Source organism: Flexithrix dorotheae DSM 6795, assembly GCF_000379765.1.
GTDB lineage: Bacteria > Bacteroidota > Bacteroidia > Cytophagales > Flammeovirgaceae > Flexithrix > Flexithrix dorotheae.
In genome coordinates, this window is the sequence record NZ_KB903444.1 from 14845 (window position 1) to 33948 (window position 19104).

General features: G+C 34.9%; 14 protein-coding genes. 10 read left to right on the forward strand and 4 right to left on the reverse strand.

The genetic code is table 11. From position 1 onward, the window contains the following. Positions 1-3: 3 nt before the first annotated feature. Complete coding sequence (locus A3EM_RS0118170; RefSeq protein WP_083925255.1) at positions 4-804, forward strand: sulfotransferase family protein; 801 nt, start codon at positions 4-6, stop codon at positions 802-804. Next, complete coding sequence (locus A3EM_RS0118175; protein WP_020529666.1) at positions 805-1962, forward strand: glycosyltransferase; 1158 nt, start codon at positions 805-807, stop codon at positions 1960-1962. It abuts the gene before it with no gap. Positions 1963-1981: 19 nt separating this feature from the next. Here the strand turns inward: A3EM_RS0118175 and A3EM_RS0118180 are convergent, their stop codons facing one another. Further along, complete coding sequence (locus A3EM_RS0118180) at positions 1982-2257, reverse strand: hypothetical protein (protein WP_169513379.1); 276 nt, start codon at positions 2255-2257, stop codon at positions 1982-1984. Positions 2258-2270: 13 nt separating this feature from the next. On the opposite strand from A3EM_RS0118180, the gene A3EM_RS0118185 reads away from it, so the two are divergent. The 8 genes from A3EM_RS0118185 (at position 2271) to A3EM_RS0118225 (ending at position 14023) form a co-directional block, all read left to right on the forward strand. Beyond that, complete coding sequence (locus tag A3EM_RS0118185) at positions 2271-3338, forward strand: hypothetical protein (RefSeq protein ID WP_020529668.1); 1068 nt, start codon at positions 2271-2273, stop codon at positions 3336-3338. A gap of 38 nt (positions 3339-3376) precedes the next feature. Further along, positions 3377-4243, forward strand: a complete 867-nt coding sequence (locus A3EM_RS0118190; protein ID WP_169513380.1) for a sulfotransferase family protein — start codon at positions 3377-3379, stop codon at positions 4241-4243. 33 nt (positions 4244-4276) lie between these two features. Further along, positions 4277-5257, forward strand: coding sequence for a sulfotransferase family protein (locus tag A3EM_RS0118195; protein ID WP_020529670.1), 981 nt, complete (start codon positions 4277-4279; stop codon positions 5255-5257). A 55-nt stretch (positions 5258-5312) separates the two neighbouring features. Further along, positions 5313-6410 carry a glycosyltransferase family 4 protein gene (locus A3EM_RS0118200; protein ID WP_020529671.1) on the forward strand — a complete coding sequence of 366 codons (1098 nt, stop codon included), beginning with the start codon at positions 5313-5315 and terminating at the stop codon, positions 6408-6410. A 164-nt stretch (positions 6411-6574) separates the two neighbouring features. Then, positions 6575-8017 carry a sulfatase-like hydrolase/transferase gene (locus A3EM_RS42820; RefSeq protein ID WP_052323367.1) on the forward strand — a complete coding sequence of 481 codons (1443 nt, stop codon included), beginning with the start codon at positions 6575-6577 and terminating at the stop codon, positions 8015-8017. Positions 8018-8154: 137 nt separating this feature from the next. Beyond that, complete coding sequence (locus A3EM_RS0118210; protein ID WP_020529674.1) at positions 8155-9930, forward strand: arylsulfatase; 1776 nt, start codon at positions 8155-8157, stop codon at positions 9928-9930. 507 nt (positions 9931-10437) lie between these two features. Next, entirely contained in the window at positions 10438-13422 is a 2985-nt protein-coding gene (locus A3EM_RS0118220; protein WP_020529676.1) for an AsmA-like C-terminal region-containing protein, read from the forward strand. 82 nt (positions 13423-13504) lie between these two features. After that, positions 13505-14023 (forward strand): TlpA family protein disulfide reductase, encoded by a 519-nt coding sequence (locus A3EM_RS0118225; protein WP_020529677.1) that lies wholly within the window; start codon positions 13505-13507, stop codon positions 14021-14023. 30 nt (positions 14024-14053) lie between these two features. Here A3EM_RS0118225 and A3EM_RS0118230 read toward each other — a convergent pair whose 3' ends face one another. From A3EM_RS0118230 to A3EM_RS0118240, 3 genes are all read right to left on the reverse strand, one after another. Beyond that, entirely contained in the window at positions 14054-14383 is a 330-nt protein-coding gene (locus A3EM_RS0118230) for a hypothetical protein (RefSeq protein WP_020529678.1), read from the reverse strand. A gap of 244 nt (positions 14384-14627) precedes the next feature. Further along, entirely contained in the window at positions 14628-16064 is a 1437-nt protein-coding gene (locus A3EM_RS0118235; protein WP_020529679.1) for a DUF1501 domain-containing protein, read from the reverse strand. 38 nt (positions 16065-16102) lie between these two features. After that, positions 16103-18958, reverse strand: a complete 2856-nt coding sequence (locus tag A3EM_RS0118240; RefSeq protein ID WP_020529680.1) for a DUF1549 domain-containing protein — start codon at positions 18956-18958, stop codon at positions 16103-16105. Between the last annotated feature and the right edge of the window lie 146 nt (positions 18959-19104).

The following is a 19104-nucleotide window of genomic DNA, read 5'->3' on the forward strand; positions in this document are numbered from 1 at the left end:
AATATGAAGCAAAAAGTTATTTTTATAATGGGATTAGGTCATAGTGGATCCACATTTTTACAGTTGTTATTATCTTCACATCCTTCAATTATTGGATTTGGTGAAATCGCCTTATTATTAAAAACACTTAAAAATCAGTCTGCCCCTTTTGATCTTCCCAATTGTTCTTGTGGAAAGAAACCTCAACAATGTGAAGTATGGAACAAATTTCTTCTGGACTATAATCCAAATATGACAAATAAGGAATTGTATTTATCCATTATTAAATTATTTCAGGTACATTTCCCAGGAAAAATTTTAATTGACAGCTCTAAAAATCTGGATAGTTTCAAGGAGTATTATTCCACATACGATAAAAATTTAATTGATCTAAAGGTAATTTTCCTTTCCAGAGATTTCAGAGGCTGGATTAATTCAAGAAAGAAAAATAATAAAAGAAAAAACAGGAAAGATTATGGCCTTTTATTTAATTCCTACAAATGGTTTTATAGAAATTTCAGAAAACTAAAATTTCTTAAAAAAATAAACCAGGATTTCTTATCCATAAATTACGAAACATTGGTGTTTAATACTGATCAAACTTTCAAAAAGATACTTCATTACCTGGAATTAGATTTTATGGAGCCTGATCTGGAAAAAGCCTGCACACACGATATTTTTGGTAATAGAATGAAAAATGATAAGAAAAAGAACACAAAAGTATACTACGATCATAAATGGATGAAAGAAAATAACACAGTATTACTTTATCCCTTGTTGATACCTCCATATTATCTTAATAAAAAATTATATTCTTCTGATTAGATGGAAAGACTTTATTATTTGAGTAGCTCACAAATTCCTTCTCAAAAGGCAAATAGCATTCAAGTGATGAAAATGTGTCAGGCATTTTCAAAACATTTTGAAAAAGTATTTCTTTTTGCCGTAAAAACTGATGAAAAAACCAACCCATTTGATTTTTATAAGGTATCAGCAACTTTCGAAATAAAATTATTAAAAAGGCCTAAAATTAACTTTATTAATAAGATAATATACGCCATTAAGGTATTAAGGGAGCTTTGGTTAGCAAAAGCAGGTGGGGTTATTTACAGCAGGGATGTTTTCTCCACAGGATTGCTATCTTTTTTTTATAGTAGAAATTTTACTATTTTTTTCGAAGCACATGCACCACCATCCAATATTCTTAGAAAGTGGGTTTTAAAAAGAATTTTTTTAAACTCAAATTTTTCAAAGTTAGTAACCATTTCTGGGGCATTGAAAAAAGAATATCTCCGATTATATCCTGATTTATCCGAAAACAAGATTGTGGTAGCCCACGATGGAGCAGACCTTTCCCAAATTCCTGAGAGTATGATCAACCCGACTGATTTTAATTTAAAGGGGAAAAAGCTAAAACTCGGGTATATTGGCAGTCTTTATCCGGGAAAAGGAGCTGAAATTATTTTAGAGGTTGCCACATTACTCCCACAATTTGAATTTCATATTGTGGGAGGGAGCAAAAATCAAATAAATGAAATTAAAAAAAATATCTCCCTGGACAATGTTTTTTTTCACGGTTTTGTAAATCCTGAGAAAATTTATACCTATATGGATCAGTTTGATGTAATGCTTGCTCCGTACCAATCCAGAGTAATTGTTGGTTCGGGTACACTTGATATTAGTAAATGGATGTCCCCTTTAAAGTTGTTTGAATATATGGGAGGTGGAAAACCAATTATAGCTTCGGATTTACCTGTTTTAAAAGAAGTAATAAAGGAGAATGAAAATGCTTTATTGGCAGATCCAAAAAACCCTAATGATTGGGTTGAAAAAATTAATATGCTTCATGCTGACATAGACCTTAGGTGCCATCTGGGAATCAATGCCCAAAAGGATTTAATTAATAATTATTCATGGGATAAAAGGAGTAAACTAGTTTTATCCAAAGGAGAAAAAACACAGCATATTTTGCCCAAACTTTAATCAATTTGGAAAAAATTTTTTACATATTATTTGCCATTTGTATTCTCATAATACTCTCTGCTTTTACCTTAATTTTTAGTAAGAGGAGTAATTTGCTATTTTGGGTTCCTTTCATTTTTACATTTATCCCAATTGAGTATATAGATAGATATATTGTTGGCCTTCCATCTATCCTAACATGGCTCCAGCAAATAATTCTGATAATATGTTTTGGCATTTCAATCATTATTTTCCTGAAACGTCCACTGAAAGTCAGTTCCTGGTTTATCTTCTCATTTTGTGTTTTTCTAATCATCGCCATTGTTTCTGTGGCTATAAATGGGACCAAAATCGCCACAGCAATTTATTCCCAAAGAGGATTTATTTTCATCTTTGCTTACCTGGTAAATTTTAAAGCGGTATATGATAAGCTCTCGCTTTCAAAAGTTTATCAGCTAATTGTAAAAGCAGGGTTAATTTCGGTTGCTCTTGCAATTCTTCAGCGAATATATGTTACCTTGGGAAATTCCACGGGTGATATGGTAGCAGGCCTATTTAGTTCAGATAGTCAGTATTTATATTTCCAGTGTTTCTGTTTTATTATTTCTATTTCGTATTGGTATCATCACAAACAACTGATCAATAAAATTTCTCCTAGAAATTTATCTATCATATTTATATTGTCTATAGGTATTGCTAACAATAAGGCAGGAATTGGATTTCTTTTATTTATACTTTTTCTCTTTGCCCTTTATATTGGCTATAAAAACTTCTGGAAGTTCTTTGGGAAATTTTTGGTTTTGGGTCTTGTTATGGGCTTTAGTCTAATGATTTTTGAAAATATCCTCAGAGGAAGTGGAAGACTAAAAGATAAGGGCTCTTATGCTTATCTGACAGATCCTAATTACATATTGGGATATTTATTTGGTACAGACGAAAAAAACAAAGGAATTTTAGAAAAAAACGGAGCATTAAGGAGAGGATCCGCTCTAACATTTGGATATAAATTGCTTAAAGAAAATTCCTATACATTTTATTTTGGAAGAGGGCCTGGGTCAACCTCCGAAAGTAGTATTGGGACCGGGGAATTAAGTAATCAATATGAAGGATACAAAATTGGCAGGTCTTCTTTATCCGAAAAACTGACAGAAGTGGGAATTATAGGAACGACATTTTTCATTATGACCATTTTTGTATTGTATTTTAATCGTTCCAGAGAATTCCCTTTATTTAAGGAGCAGGTGCTCATAAGAAAGATTTCAGTGATATTCATCCTAATATATCTTCCCTATGAAAACATGTTTTTAACTATATTGAATGGTTTGATAATAAGTGTTTTACTTTATCCAAATATTATTGATCTTAAGGAAGAAAAATTAGAATTGGTAAATCAATAAACACATTACATAATTAATGAATTAAGCTTTAAATGAAAATGGATGAGGATTTTAAAAATTTTGATTTTCAACCAATATTCATTGTAGGAATGCCTAGGACTGGTTCCAAAATTTTTAAAAATATAGTAAATCACAATTCCAATATTAACATATCTCCTGAAATATTTTTTATCACTCCTTCCTGGATTCGCCATGATTTTATCAATTTAACGAAAAGTAAATTAGGCAGGATTGAAAGTGAAGAAAATCTTCAGAAACTGGTAAATTTAATGTTTGACAATACTTTTTTTGGTACTTATTGGAGAGACATTAAAGGTAACAAATCTGATATGTTAGCAATCCTAAAAAAAACTGATAAATCCTTTAAGGAAATTTTTATTGCTCTATTAAAATATGATGCCCATATAAATGGAAAAACAAAAATAGGAGCGAAGTTTCCGGTTCATATTGCCAGTGCCAAAAAACTTCAAAATTGGTTTCCTGAAGCGAAATTTATTCATTTGAACAGGCACCCTCTGGCCATTTACAATTCGCAAAAAAGAAAACATCTAAAAAATCAAAAAGGCTGGTTTAATAGGCAGAAAATGTCTTTCAAAATTTTGATTGTTACAATTCTCACTTATCGAAGCTCCTGCAATTTCTTTAAAGCTAACCGAAATAATAGTAATTATCTCATGTGTACTTATGAAAATTTAATTAATGACTCGGAAGAGGTAATTAAACGACTTTGTGAATTCCTTGAAATAAATTATAAACAAGAAATGTTGTACCCCCCTGCCAAAGGGTCTTCATATCAGTTAGCTGTTAATTCCAGAGGAATTCACAATAAATCAGGAAACAGATGGGAAAAGGAAGTTAATCTTATCGAGAAAACAATATTTAAACTTTTCACAAAAATGATTTAATGGGAAAGTTGCTTTTTATAATTTGATATTCACATGCAAACTAAAGCCGAATTATTCAGGGGACCACTCATTATTGTTGGATTACCCAGAAGTGGTACAAAACTTTTAAGGGACCTTTTAAATCAAAATCCGTCCATAAGTATCCCTGAAGGAGAGACTCATTTTATTCCTGCATTGATCAAAAAATTCAAAGGCAATCCCCCTAAAAACCAGGAAGAACTTACCAGATTTTTCAAAATGTTTACCCAGGTTAATTTTTACCATAGAATGAAAAAACTTGGAATCGAGCTGCCCCAAAAACAATTTCTTAATTCTGTCAATCAGCAGTCCTGGGAAAGTATTTTTGGTTTCATTTTAAGATTCTATAGTCCGAAAGGCCTTGAAAGCAAAATTTATGGGGATAAAACTCCTCAATATCTTAGATACCTGGAATTATTAAAACAAACTTTTCCGAAAGCCAAATTCATCCATATTGTAAGAGACCCAAGAGATTATTGCATTTCAATTAAAAATATTTGGGGTAAAAATATGTTCCGGGCAGCATATAGGTGGAAAACTGAGATTCAGCAGGCTCACTTTACCAGCGAAAAATTTCCGGATGATTTTTTAGAAATTCAATATGAAAAACTTTTGGAAAACCCTGAAAAAATAATGCGGAAAATATGCGACTTTGTGAGTTGCAGTTTTGATGAAAATATGCTTTCCCTAGCAAAACCAGCAGAAAATTACGGAGATGCGAAAGATAGTTTGAAAATTGTTTCTGGTAACTTTATGAAATATAAATCCAGGCTAAAAACTAATGAATTGAAAAAGATAGAAGAAATTGCTTTCAACCAGATTGTAAAAAGTAATTACACACTGGAAATAGCATCCAAATCAGTAGAGCCAACCAGATTACAGTTATTTTGGTATCAAATTTTGGATATCATCTCTCTTTTAAATTTCCATGTAAAAGAAAAGGGCCTCCAAAACGGAATTAATTTTATTTTAAGGAATTTGAGATTTAAAATCTGAAAATTTTTAATTGATTTTCCTATGCTTTTCCACTACCAGAATTATTAAATCCCATATGACCAAAATATTATTACTTACTCCTGACCTAAAGGATATGGGTGGAGTTACAAATTATTATAACACCCTGGGGCTTCATGAAAGCCCGGATATTGAAGTGTTTTTCGTTAATTCTGCTCAAAAGGAAACCAGTATTGATAAAATAATTAGATTGATTAGGAGATATATTCAATTTTTACTTTTACTTATCAGTAAAAATTTTCGCATCATTCACGTCAATCCTTCTTTCGATAAAAAATCCTTTTTTAGAGACGCAATGTTTGTATTTATCGGATTATTATTTAAAAAAAAAGTATTGGTTTTTTTTAGAGGATGGGATGAAACTTTTGAGCATTCGGTTCATCATTCCTTTTTAAAAAAGAAAATAATGAATCTTACTTTTGGGAAATGCAACAACTTTATTGTTTTAAGTCAATTATTTAAAAATAAAATCATTGCTCTTTCACCCCAACTCAAAAATAAGAATATTTGGGTTGAAACTACAGTTGCAGATGACAGTTTCCTGCCTCAATTTAATCTGGATCATAAATTATCTTCAACTGAAATTTCATTCCTCTTTTTGTCCAGAATTGTAAAAGAAAAAGGTATTTTTATAGCTTTAGAGGCTTATAGGTTAGTTAAAAATAAATTCCCAAACCTAAATCTAAAACTCATCATTGCCGGTGATGGACCTGCTCTAGGGGAAGCCAAACATTTCACTAAAGTGAACAATATAGATGCGGTAGAATTTACCGGATATGTTTTAGGAAAAGAGAAAGGAAAGTTGCTCCTTCAATCAAAAATCTTAATTTTCCCAACATTTCATGGGGAAGGTCTCCCAAACACTGTTTTAGAAGCAATGTTATATGGCATGCCAATAATTTCAAGGATAAATGCAGGAATCCCCGATGTAGTAGAAGCCAACATAAATGGTTTTTTAACTACACATAAGGACCCGGAAATCTTTAGTAACTTTATGGAAAAACTTATTTTAAATAAAAACCTGTACGAAGAGATGGCTATGGTCAACCATATTAAAGGCAAAAGTTTATTTACAAAAACCAAAGTAAAAGCCAGAATTTTAGGAATTTATCAAAAAATTTCAAAAGAGGATTAATTGTTTTAAAAAAAGCTACATCTTTCCCCCAATAATAGTAGAAGAGTTAAATTAAATACAAACCTTTGCCATAATATAGATTGATAAATATTCCATTTTCTGGATAAGTTTTAGCAAATTCAAGCTCGTTTTTTGAATACTTGAATTTTTTAATTTCTACTATAGTGAGAAAAGTTGGCTTATTCTTTTTGATCACACTAATTAAGTGGTTTTCTTTTTCTGAATTACCTGCCCAATCTCCAAAAGTTCCCAACATTATATTAATTATGTCTGATGATCAGGGTTGGGGAGATTTGGGTAACCGGCATGAACATTTACAAACTCCAAACCTGGACGAAATGACCAGAAATGGCCTGGAATTTACCAGGTTTTATGCTGCTGCCCCAGTGTGTTCCCCAACAAGAGGAAGTATGCTCACCGGAAGGCACCCCTACCGATATGGAATTTTTTATGCGAATTCCGGACATCTGCCACCTTCAGAGGTTACTCTACCTGAAGTTTTGAAAGAAAATGGTTATCTGACCGGGCATTTTGGCAAATGGCACCTGGGAATCATGGATAAATATGTGATTGAAGGAAACCGAGGAGGAAAGGCTGAAAACCAAAAACATTTTTCTCCACCATGGACCAATGGATATGATGTGTGTTTTGCCACAGAATCCAAAGTACCAACCTGGGATCCCATGATAAATCCACCCCAGGAAGTATCAGGTTCAAATAAAAAACAAAAAGATGGAGATTCTTTTGGAGTTTATTATTGGGAAGGAGATGGAAAGATTGCCACCTCAAATTTAGATGGAGATGATTCAAGGGTTATAATGGATCGAGTATTACCCTTTATTGAAAAAGCAGAGCAAAATAATCAGCCGTTTTTTACCACCATCTGGTTCCATACGCCACATTCCCCGGTGGTTGCTGGAGAAAAATATCGGAAAATGTATGCTGAATATTCCCTGGATCACCAGCATTATTACGGAAGTATAACCGCTATGGATGAGCAAATTGGTAGATTGAGAACTAAACTCAGAGAGTTGGAAATTCACGAAAATACCTTAATATGGTTTTGTTCAGACAATGGTCCAGCTGCCAGAGGAGGAGGCCCCGGATTGGAAAATGGAGGAAGGCAACAAGGCTCCAATGGTGGATTAAGAGGTATGAAAGGCACACTCTACGAAGGGGGCATACGGGTTCCCGGAATTATTGAATGGCCTGAAATTATAACTAAACCCGTTCAAACTGACTTCCCTTCTGTTACTTCAGATATTTTACCTACTATCCTGGAACTGTTAAATTTGGAACTGCCCAAAGGGGTAGATTTAGATGGAAGGAGTATTGGTTCAATTTTAAAAGGAGAAAAAATTACAAAAAGGAATTCGCCAATTGGGTTTCAATCCAGGTTTAGGGGAAATGAGTTTAAAGTATGGATGGAGGATAATCTAAAACTGGTTCATATAGTAAAAGAAGACTCATGGGAATTGTACGATCTGGAAAAAGATCCATTTGAAAAGAACCCAATTCAGCAACAATTTCCCGATCAAACTGAAAAAATGAAAGCTGCATTACTGCAATGGATTGACCAGACTAATACCTTAAATCAAAAAAATTAATGTAGCATTTTATGCTTAACAACTTCCGTAAGAAATTCAAAAATTCTTTTTAATTTGGAGGTTTTCGAACATTACTATAAACGGCTTTTGTCCTGCCATGATGAATGTTCGATCTTTTAAATACTAATTCACCAATTATGTTAAAACCTGTACAAACCTTATCTTTTATTTTCTTCATTTCCTTTTTAATTTCTTCCTGTAAAGAAGAAGTGAAAACTACAGAGGCCAAAAAACCTAATGTTATTATCATTCTAACAGACGATCAGGCTTGGGGAGATTTGAGTATTAATGGTAACCAAAATTTAAAAACGCCCAATATCGACAAATTAGGGCAAGAAGGTGCTGCTTTTAATAATTTTTATGTTTGCAGTGTTTGTTCCCCCACCAGAGCAGAATTACTTACTGGCCGATATAATTTTCGCAGTGGAATATACAGTACAGGAGGTGGAGGAGAACGGATGGATATGGATGAAACCACGATAGCCGATATATTTAAACAAGCCGGATATGCCACGGCAGCTTATGGCAAATGGCACAATGGTATGCAATATCCCTATCATCCGAATGCCAGAGGATTCGATGATTTTTATGGTTTTTGTTCTGGCCACTGGGGGGATTATTTTTCTCCTATGCTGGAACATAATGGGGAAATTGTAAAAGGTGATGGATTTTTGATTGATGATTTCACCAATCATGGGCTCGATTTTATGGAAAAAAATAAGGACAACCCATTTCTGCTTTACTTACCTTTCAATACGCCACACACCCCTTTTCAGGCACCTGACAGAAACTGGGATAAATTTAAAAATAAGGAAATCAATCAACTGGAAGAGCCTAGAAATGAAGATATTGTAGAAACCAGAGCTGCTCTTGCTATGTGTGAAAACATCGATGAAAATGTAGGTAGAATCATTTCCAAAACCAAAGAGCTGGGAATTGATGATAATACCATTGTGCTTTTTTTTAGTGATAACGGGCCGGCAAGAAAAAGATGGAATGGCGGCATGCTGGGTAAAAAAGGGAGTACGCACGAAGGAGGAATACGGTCGCCATTGTTAATGAAATGGCCTGCCAGTATAAAACCAGGAAAACTTGTAGAACAGGTAACCTCAGTTACGGATTTGTTACCTACTCTTATGGAGATGTGTGGGATTAATTTCCAAACAGAAAAACAGCTGGATGGTATTAGTGTTAAGCCAACAATACTGGATGAAAAAGCAGAATGGGAAGACCGATATATTTTTAATGATTTTCAAAAAAAATCAAGCGTAAGGAACCAGAATTATCGCCTGGCAGAAAATGATGGATTGTATAATATTACCGAGGACCGCAACCAAACCAAAGATTTAAGTGAAGAATTACCAGAGTTGAAGGCGGAAATGGTGAAGGTTAGAAATAATTTCCTTCAACAAAAAATAGCAGAATTACCCGCTGTAGACGAACGTCCTTTTTATTTAGGACATCCGGCCATGAAATTTACCCAAATCCCGGCAAGAGATGGAACTGCCCACGGAGCCATTAAAAGATCGAATAAATACCCCAACTGCTCCTTTTTTACCAATTGGACCAATGTAAATGATAGCATTAGCTGGCAGGTAAATGTTCCGGAAGCTGGTAAATTTAAGGTACAACTTTATTATACCTGCCCGGAAGCCGATGCGGGTTCCGCTATTCAGCTGACAGTGGGAAAAAATAAGCTTCAAACTAAAATTTCAGAAAGCTTCGATCCACCCCTGAGAGGAATGGAAAAAGATTTGGCTCCTCGAATTGAATCTTATGTAAAAGACTGGAAGAAAGTAAACATAGGAGAAATCCAGTTGGATAAAGGAGATTGGAATATGTCATTGAAAGCACTGGAAATGCCTGGAAATAGTGTGATGGATTTTAGGCTGTTTATATTTGAACGCATTTAAAACTTACTTTTAAAAAATTGAACTAAAAGCTTTTCCTGAACAGGACTTTTGTAATTCATACCTGGACTAAAGTCCTGTTCTTTCTTAATTTTCTGAAAGTTGTAATGAGCATATTATTAAGTTTTGACATTTAAAATCTTAAAAATTTAAATTAAACAGCAGATTTACAGTGTTTTATTATTAGTCATTAAATTGATTTTCCAGATTTCCGAATTTTACCAGCATCATTTAAAACTAAACTCTTAATGGTAAATCCTTGATCGTCACACCTTTTGAAAGCTTTCCTTTAAAATCAATTATTTCCCGGTAAAAATAAGATGTGTAGCCATACTGTAACCACATCAGATTAGTCAGAAATTGGCATTTTCATTGTTAGGAAAATTTTCCTGTATCAACCAAAAAAATAAGCTCCTCAATTAAAATAATAATGATTCTGATAGTTCTAAAATAAGGAGTATATTATCAATTATTTGATAAGTATTGAATTGAGATTATTCAGCATTTAAAATGAAAAAAGTATTTAAGGTTTTTCTGGTAGTCCTGTTTTTAGTTTTGGCCCTTTTCACAGGCCTTATTATAACGGCATGGCAAATGGAAGATCGAATTACCAGACTGGCCATTGAGGAAGTAAGTGATTATCTGCAAGTGCCACTTGGAATGGAAAGTGTTTCTTTCTCTTTGATTGATCATTTTCCGCTGGCTACTATTCACTTTAATGGCCTGTGGATGGGAAAACACAGTGAAAATGAGGCAGCCGGCAGCACAACCTCAATTGATACCCTGGCTCAATTTGATAAACTACATATTTCCTTTTTATCAGAGCCTTTACTTGAGAACATTTTTATTGTAAGGGCGATTGAAGTAGAGGGAGGTTTTTTAAAATATGATGTAGATTCATCAGGAGTTTCAAATATAGATTTTTTAATTCCTAAAGATACTACCACAACTGTAGAACAAGACACAGTAATTCAACCTCTGGATTTTACGCTTGATAAATTATCATTCAAAGAGCTTACCTGTTTTTATAAAGACGACCAAAAAAAAATCCAGCTTAAAGCATTTTTGGGAAATATAGATGCCAGGGCAAAAATTGATAGTGTGACCATGCGCGTAGAATCGGAGGGAAACATTAAGCTGACTGATTGCAAGTTTGCCGATACCAATTTATTCAAAATGCAGCAAACCGATCTGAATTATGCTATCAAATATGTGCCGGATTCCGTAGCTTTAAATAAGCTGGACATTCAAACTGAGGGAGCATTTCTTGGGGTTAAGGGTACAATTCAGCTTGGTGACACCACAAAAACCGGCATGGATCTGGCCCTTACGGCTTCGGATTTTAATTTGAAAGAATTGGTTAAATATGCACCCCAGCAATATTTAAATGACTATCAAATCAGCCAGATTGATGGTATCCTCAATTTGAATGCAAGTGTAAAAGGAGCTTATGCAGAGAAGGAACTTCCAAAAGTAAATGGTGAATTTAGCCTTGCAAATGGGCGTATCAAATATGCCGATTATCCCGAAGTAGAAAATTTTTATATCAAGGGCTCTGCCACCAATGGATATAAGCAAAACAATGAAAGCACTTCCATTTTAATCGATTCACTATGCATTCGGTCGAATGAGGCCACTTTGGCTTTGAAAGGTTCGGTGGCAAATATTGACCAACCCGAATATAATTTTATTACCCAGCTGAATGCCAAATTGGAGAAATGGAAACCATTTATTCCGGATTCACTTGTACAAAAATTAAACGGAGATATTACTTTAGACTTAAAATCCAACGGTGTTTTACCAGATTCCATAAACAGCGAATTTACGGACTATGTAATGGAAAAAAGCAAGGCTTCCCTCCTATTCCATAACCTGAATATCGATCTGGATTCTTCTCTTTCTCTCCATAAACTATCGGGGAAATTGAAATATGCTGCAAATAAGTTATGGTTAGATAGCTTCACCATTGATATTCCCCAACACGATATTTCCCTTGCAAATAATTCTCTGAAGGCAAATTGGGTAGGTTCCTTTAACAAAACTGAATCTCTGAAAATCGATTTGTTTGTAAAGAACCTTGAAACTCCGGGAGTTTTAATGAATGGAAAAGTATCCATCAAAAACCTAAACCGTCCAACTTTTGTGCTGCAGGATACATTACAACTTGATCTTCCCAAATTGAAAAAGTTCATTCCTGATTCCATTATTAGTGATGTGAAGGGAAATATTTATGCGATTATCAATTCTGAAGGCAGTTTAAATCCTGATTCTATTTCCGAGCAGATTATGGATATAATTTATGATCAGAGTACTTTCTATGCAAAAATGTCAGATGTCTGGATCGATCTTCCCGATACCGATATGGACATCAAAAAGCTTTCAGCTCAAGTTCATGTAGACCCCAAAAAGGTGGCCATACATCATTTGGAAGGCACTTATCACGATATTAGTTTTCATTCTGATACCACTTTAATCAAAAACTTGTTCAATACTATTGTAAAAGATAAACCTGGCAAACTGGAAATTGAGGGCATCTGGAGACTGGATGATTTGGATTATGCCATGTTGGATACTTATATGGGTACTGAAGAGGAAGAAGGCTCCACAAATAAGGAGGCTGTAGTTGATAAAAATGGTAATGTAGTAAAAGAAAATGCTGCACCAGGATGGGATATGAACTACGAAGTAAAAGGGAAAGTTTTTGCAAAAAGCCTAAAATATAATAATGCCTTATTAGATGATATTTCTGTAAAAATTAATATTCAGCCTGAATTATATGTAATTGATCAGTTGAAGTTTAATGCATTTGATGGAAGCATGAATTCTTCACTCAGAATTGAAATCCAGGAAGATAATATGGAAATCAATATAAAAAATAAAGTTGACAGGATGGATATCAAGAAGCTGCTTCATGACATGGACAATTTTGATCAGAAGGAATTAATTGATGAAAATCTAAGCGGTATATTTTCAACAGATTCCTTTTTTATTAAAATGATAATGGAGGAAGATTCTATAATTTACCCTGCAATGAGAATAATCGGTGACATCACCCTAGAAAATGGAGGTTTTTATAATTATGAACCTGTCAGTTCTCTTGCACCTTATATACCCGGTGTTAAAAGTCTTGATACTTTGGTTTTTAATACTATTGAAAGTCATCTCTTCTTAATGCAAGACAAAATGTATGTTCCTAAAACTGAAGTACACAGCAATGCTTTCGATATATCAGTAATTGGGATGCAGAGTTTTGGGGAAGATTACGAATATCGTTTAGAAGTTCACTTACATGAAATACTTTTCGGAAAAGGTAAAAAGGATAAAGATAGAAAACCTGTATTTGTAAAAGCATTTAGCCTGGAGGGAAAAGATAGAAATGGATTTGGTAAGGAAGAAGATCAAATAAAAATGGCAAACAGAATTAGATCAAAAGAACGGTTGTTAAAATTACATTTTCACCCATTAACCGTTTCGTTTAATACAGGCGTAAAATAAACAACTAAAATTTGGGGTTAAAATTATTATGCCTTCTAATTAGGCTGTTTTTATATATAAAATTTTCACTAAATCAGTTGGAATGAAGTATTTAATCTTACTATTAAGTTGTTTTACTTTAAGTGTTTCTGCTCAAAATTTTCAGGTTGGGGATACTGTGCCCAATATTGTTATGAATAATTTAGATGGACAGGAAATTAAATTATCTTCTTTAAGGGGAAAGGTAGTTTTGGTAGATTTTTGGGCTGCCTGGTGTAAACCATGTAGAGAGGAAAATCGGGAATTGGTGAAAGTTTACTCTGATTATAAGGATAAGACCTTTAAAAATGGTGAAGGATTTACTGTTTTTAGTGTTTCACTTGATAAAAAAGAAACGGCATGGAAAAAAGCAATTAATACTGATAAATTAATTTGGGATTACCATGTAAGCGACCTGAAAGGCTGGAACAATGATGCTGCAAAATTATATAAAATAAAAAGTATCCCGCAGAGCTATCTAATTGATGGAGAAGGACGAATAATTCATGTAAACCCAAGAGGAGAAACTTTGGAAAAAACCCTTAAAAAATTCAGTAAAAAATCGTTTGGTTTTTGGGATTAGACTTACCTAAAAAAATAGGATGGTTTACTATTATCGTAAACCATCTTTTGCCCTCATCAATAAATTAAGCAATTGATCTTTCACCTGATCATTTTCTCCTGAAGCAGCAAATCTACCTCCAGAAGAACTACTACAGCCCAAATCTTCAGCTAATTGATCTAATTCATCTTCCTGATATTCTTTCCCATCATATTCATATACACAAACCATATCGTCACAACAGGCTGTTACATTTTTGGATGTACAAATTTCATCCTGAGAACATGATTTTTCGGATTCTGGCTCTTCATCACAATTTGTAAGTGCAAAAGTGACCAACCCAAGAATAAAAAATAACTTAAAAAATTTGCTTTTTTTCATCACTGATTAAAATTTAAAATATCAAATTCCTTTGAAAACCACAACGTAGTAAATGTGCCATTGATATTTGAAATTCAAAAAATAAAAGCATCTAATGAAACTTTTCCCTGTTGGTAAACCAACCTCGGTAATAAATTAAAAATATCATACCAAATGGTACATGATTATAGCCTTCTGCTACTTTTGTGCCATGTTTTTATTCCCGCTATCCCTATACTGAAAAGATTCTTTAAATATCGATTTTTTAGGCAAAAAGCTCCAGCACAGGTTTTCCCTGCCCGTCTGGTGTGGTATAAAATGGTCTCCCTTCTATCGTATAATGTGTTTCAGGATGAATTCCCAAAGCGTGGTAAATAGTCTGATGAATCTGGTCTATTACCACTGTATTTTCTATGGAAGAACAGGGCCTTTCATCTGCGGTTTTGCCATAAACTAACCCTTTTTTTATGCCACCTCCCCACATAAGGATAGAACTTCCATCAGTGAAATGTCTGTGCATACCGTAGAATTTTTCATCCTCGATAATATCGGGTTGATGTCGTGCTTGATCTTTTACTGTTTTACCAGGTCTGCCTTCCAACATAGCATCTCTGCTAAATTCACTGGCTAAAATTATCAGCGTCCTTTCCAGATGTCCCGATTCTTCCAAATCTTTAATGAGCTGGGCAACAGGGCCATCAATCAGTTCTTTCATTTTTATCATTCGGGTGTGACCGTTCTCGTGGGTATCCCAACCAAGAAAGGGCTCATATTCTGTTGACACACTCACAAACCTGGCTCCGTTCATTACTAATCTTTTGGCAGTCAGACAACCCAAACCAAACCTTCCGGTGTTATAAATATCATATTTCTCCTGTGGTTCCTGGGTCAAATCAAATACTTTAGATTCGGGAGAATTCAATAATCTGTAAGATTGTTCCATAGACCTCATCAAAGATTCCCGCTGGTAATCACTACCTCTTTCCATTACCTGGCTTCTGTTAGCCAATTCCTTGTAAAGTTTATACCTGGCTTCAAATCTTTTTAATGACATACCCTGAGGTGGCCTGACGCTTTCCAATCCACTCGAAGGGTCTGGAATAAGGAAAGGTCCATATTCACTACCCAAAAAACCAGCAGTATGGAATGCTTTTAATTCCTCTCCCTCACCAACTGTAAAACGCTGTCCCATGGAAATAAAAGGAGGAATAACCGGATTAATCGGACCTAATTCTTTAGCAATCCAGGCTCCAATATGTGGAACCTGTACTGATTGAGGAGGCTCATAACAAGTATGCCAATGGTATTGATGACGAGTATGTAAAATATGACCCAAGTCCGCTGATTTATAAGACCGGATAATGGCTCCTTTATCCATCACGCTACCAATGGATTCAAGTCCCTCCGAAAATTCCAATCCATCCACAATTGTTGGCACTTTAGGGAAAGAACTTAAAATACTTTTACTTTCCATTCCCTTTTCAAAAGGCGCATAAGTCTTGGGATCGAAAGTTTCGGTGTGTGCCATTCCTCCTGCCATCCACAGTAAAACTACCGCATCAGCCTTTGTATTTACCGGAGCAGGTTTATTACAGGAACTTAAAAAACTCGCTGCAGGGATACTGGAAGATGCTGCTACAAGACTGGCAGCTCCCATTTTTTTAATAAATTCCCTTCGTTGGTTTGAATTATTTTTATCCATATTTTTCTGTTGATGTCACCACCTTGAATTTTCGTTCTTTAATAGATAAATTGAAATTCAGGGGAAAGCATTGTAGCCCAAAACAAATCCTGTAATCCTTCCTGATCTGGTTGTTCACCCAAAGAACTTAGCATAATGGTCTTTTCTTTTTTGGTAGGTTGTCTACCAAAAGATTTTAAATATAATGAATCCACAATCATTTTTCCCTGGTAATTATTTTCCTTTAACCATTTAACAGCTCCCTCTTCAAGTATCTTATTGAAAAAGGCTCCATTAGTAAGCTCAAGCGCTTGTAGCAAAGTAGCCTGTTCATCTCTGGAAGTAGTTACATTCTCCCTGCTGGGCCTACCAAGGGCTTTCATAAATGGATGCTGCCGAACAAGGCTGGCACGGGCATAGGATGATCCCTGATCATCAAAATTAAAATTTAACAACTTGTCCCAATGCTTGGAACCATAGTTTAAAACAAAATCCCATTCCTCATCATCAAAATCAAGGCTTAGCCAGTCTCCCTCAGGGCTTTCATCAGTACTTTTCCAGTCTTCATCTGCATGAGCAGATTGAATAATCGTCTCAATACTGTCCTGTTGGAGGATTTTCATCACAAATAAAATCCCGGCAGGATTGGCAATACTTCCTTCATTTTCTCCTTCTATAGCGATTATATTTTCTCCGGTATTCAGGAAATTCGTAACCTCCAGTTTATCCACCTTTCTCCAGTCTGAACCGGCTGAAACTTTTTGCCCATTTAAATAAAAGGTATAAGCATGATCTACTGAAATGAGTGCTTTGGCCTCCAATATCTCTTTTTTTGTCAGGGTAAACTTATGTCGAAAGTATCTTTTCCCGGGATCTGGCAATACGTCCCGATCAAACTTCCTTTCCCTATGCCAAATCCTTCTGGTGGAAAAACCTTCCCCTGTCGGGTCATAAGCAGCTGCATAATATACCGGAGATATAACCTGACTTACTGCATCCGCAAATTGTTCTGCACTCATTCGCCTGACAACCGGGCCTTCAAATACATATTTTGGAGATTTTATTTGTTCAGGTTTTTTATAATCAATACTGGGAAGCTGATAAACTTTTGAAGTCATAATCGTTTTGATCAAATGTTTTAGGTCATGGCCTGAAGCAATAAAATCTGCAGCTAACCAGTCCAGCAAGTCAGCATCCCAAGGGATATTATCCATTTCATCAAGAGGTTCAATTATCCCTCTCCCCATTAACCTCTCCCATATCCTGTTGGTAATAGTCCGGTATAATCTTCCATTCTCCGGCTTTACCATTACTTCTGAAAGTTTCAATAAACGCTCTTTCAGGCTGTCAGCTTCCACAGCGCCAAGTTCAGGATAGAGGAAATTGACTGTGGCCATTTTCCCAATCGGTTTGTCACATCGGTTTAGTTCCAATACGGAATCGGCAAAAATGGAAGCAAATCCATAGGCCTGATCCAAAGTAAGGTTGCTGACAAAACTATTATGGCAGGAAGCACACTTCACATTAACACCCATCAGGGATTGTCCTATATTTTGGGCCGCCTGCATTTCTGTTCGCTGACTGGCATTTACCAAACCCCTCCATTGAATTCCTTTAATAAATCCTTCAGATTCCGGAGTAGGATTAATTAATTGACTAATCAGACTGTCATAAGGTTTGTTTTCAAGTAAGGCATTATAAAGCCAATTGGTAATTTGTTTTCTTCCTCCGGTAATAAATCCTGTTCCAGAATAATCATTTCTCAATAAATCATTCCAAAAGCTCAACCAGTGCTGGGTATAATTGTGTTTATCATTTAATAAATTATCAATGAGTTGGGATCGTTTGTCAATATTTTGATTCTGTTCAAATTGACTGATTGCCTCAGGTTCAGGTAATAATCCTACAATATCCAGATAAGCTCTTCTTATAAAGGTTTTGTCATCTACCACATCTTCCCAGTCAATATCATTTTGCTCAAAGTAAACATCCACCAGTTTATCTACCGGATGTTTTTCCACAGATGAGGCAGGCAATTCTGGTTTTGTTAGAGCCAATTCTGCTTCTGGGAAAATCTTAAGTTGCCGGTCTGACCAGTGGGCACCCTTTTCAATCCATAATTTAACCAGGGCAATTTCATTGTCTTTTAATACTTTCCCCTTTTTAGGCATTACATGATCATCATCTGGAGGTAAGGTTATCCTTTTGTAAAGCTCACTTGCATTCGGATTTCCAGGAATAATCACTTTTCCGGATTCTCCACCTTGAAATACGCCCCTTTTATTGTCCAGTACCAATTCACCTTTTTGCTTGTTTTCGCTATGACATTGATAACAATTATGCGCAAAAATGGCACGAACGCCTAAATTAAGGTCATCCAATTGAGGCTCAGATAAGGAATCCAATTTATTCAGCTTAGCCAATAATATTATTGATTCATTATCATCATAACTTTCTGAATTGTTGGGTAATACACCTGAAAGAAAATCTTCACCATGAGTCAAGCTGGCCCCCAAATGGCCTGTGATGGTTAAGGAAACAACAGAAAGCAGCAGAAAAGATCTATATAAAATATAATTTGACAGTTTCCCTATTAAGGTTTTCTGTAAAATCAAAGCTGTAACTACAGCCAAAATGGCAGTGAGAATACCCAAATTCTGATGTAATTGCACCAGATCACCTGCATAATCCTCAAAAGTTCGAAGGAGCCATCCCAAACCGGTCGCCAATACAGAAAAAGTGGCTCCCAGATAAATCATCCAATTAATGCCTTCTCTGAGTCCGGGTCTTTTTCCTTTAAGGGTAAGTACTTCTAAAAATAAGGCAACAACTAATAATCCTATTGGGAAATGTACCGCTAATGGGTGAAGTCGGCCTAAAAACTGAAATATCCAATTCCATTCATTTTCATTCATGTTTGAAAATAATATTATTTTTAATTTTAAGAATCATGTACCGTCATGGTTGGCTTTTATTATTAGTTCCGGGCAGGATAATTTTTTCTAAACTAAAGCCTGTATTTAAAATCAGTAAAAATTTTCAAAACTTAAAGAGAAGGAGA

Coding starts and splice junctions, on each gene's coding strand:
- A3EM_RS0118225 (WP_020529677.1), top strand. CDS start 13,505: ATGAAGTATTTAATCTTACTATTAAGTTGTTTTACTTTAAGTGTTTCT.
- A3EM_RS0118190 (WP_169513380.1), top strand. CDS start 3,377: ATGGATGAGGATTTTAAAAATTTTGATTTTCAACCAATATTCATTGTA.
- A3EM_RS0118210 (WP_020529674.1), top strand. CDS start 8,155: ATGTTAAAACCTGTACAAACCTTATCTTTTATTTTCTTCATTTCCTTT.
- A3EM_RS0118170 (WP_083925255.1), top strand. CDS start 4: ATGAAGCAAAAAGTTATTTTTATAATGGGATTAGGTCATAGTGGATCC.
- A3EM_RS0118235 (WP_020529679.1), bottom strand. CDS start 16,064: ATGGATAAAAATAATTCAAACCAACGAAGGGAATTTATTAAAAAAATG.
- A3EM_RS0118240 (WP_020529680.1), bottom strand. CDS start 18,958: ATGAATGAAAATGAATGGAATTGGATATTTCAGTTTTTAGGCCGACTT.
- A3EM_RS0118195 (WP_020529670.1), top strand. CDS start 4,277: ATGCAAACTAAAGCCGAATTATTCAGGGGACCACTCATTATTGTTGGA.
- A3EM_RS0118230 (WP_020529678.1), bottom strand. CDS start 14,383: ATGAAAAAAAGCAAATTTTTTAAGTTATTTTTTATTCTTGGGTTGGTC.
- A3EM_RS0118180 (WP_169513379.1), bottom strand. CDS start 2,257: ATGATTAGAAAAACACAAAATGAGAAGATAAACCAGGAACTGACTTTC.
- A3EM_RS0118220 (WP_020529676.1), top strand. CDS start 10,438: ATGAAAAAAGTATTTAAGGTTTTTCTGGTAGTCCTGTTTTTAGTTTTG.
- A3EM_RS0118175 (WP_020529666.1), top strand. CDS start 805: ATGGAAAGACTTTATTATTTGAGTAGCTCACAAATTCCTTCTCAAAAG.
- A3EM_RS0118200 (WP_020529671.1), top strand. CDS start 5,313: ATGACCAAAATATTATTACTTACTCCTGACCTAAAGGATATGGGTGGA.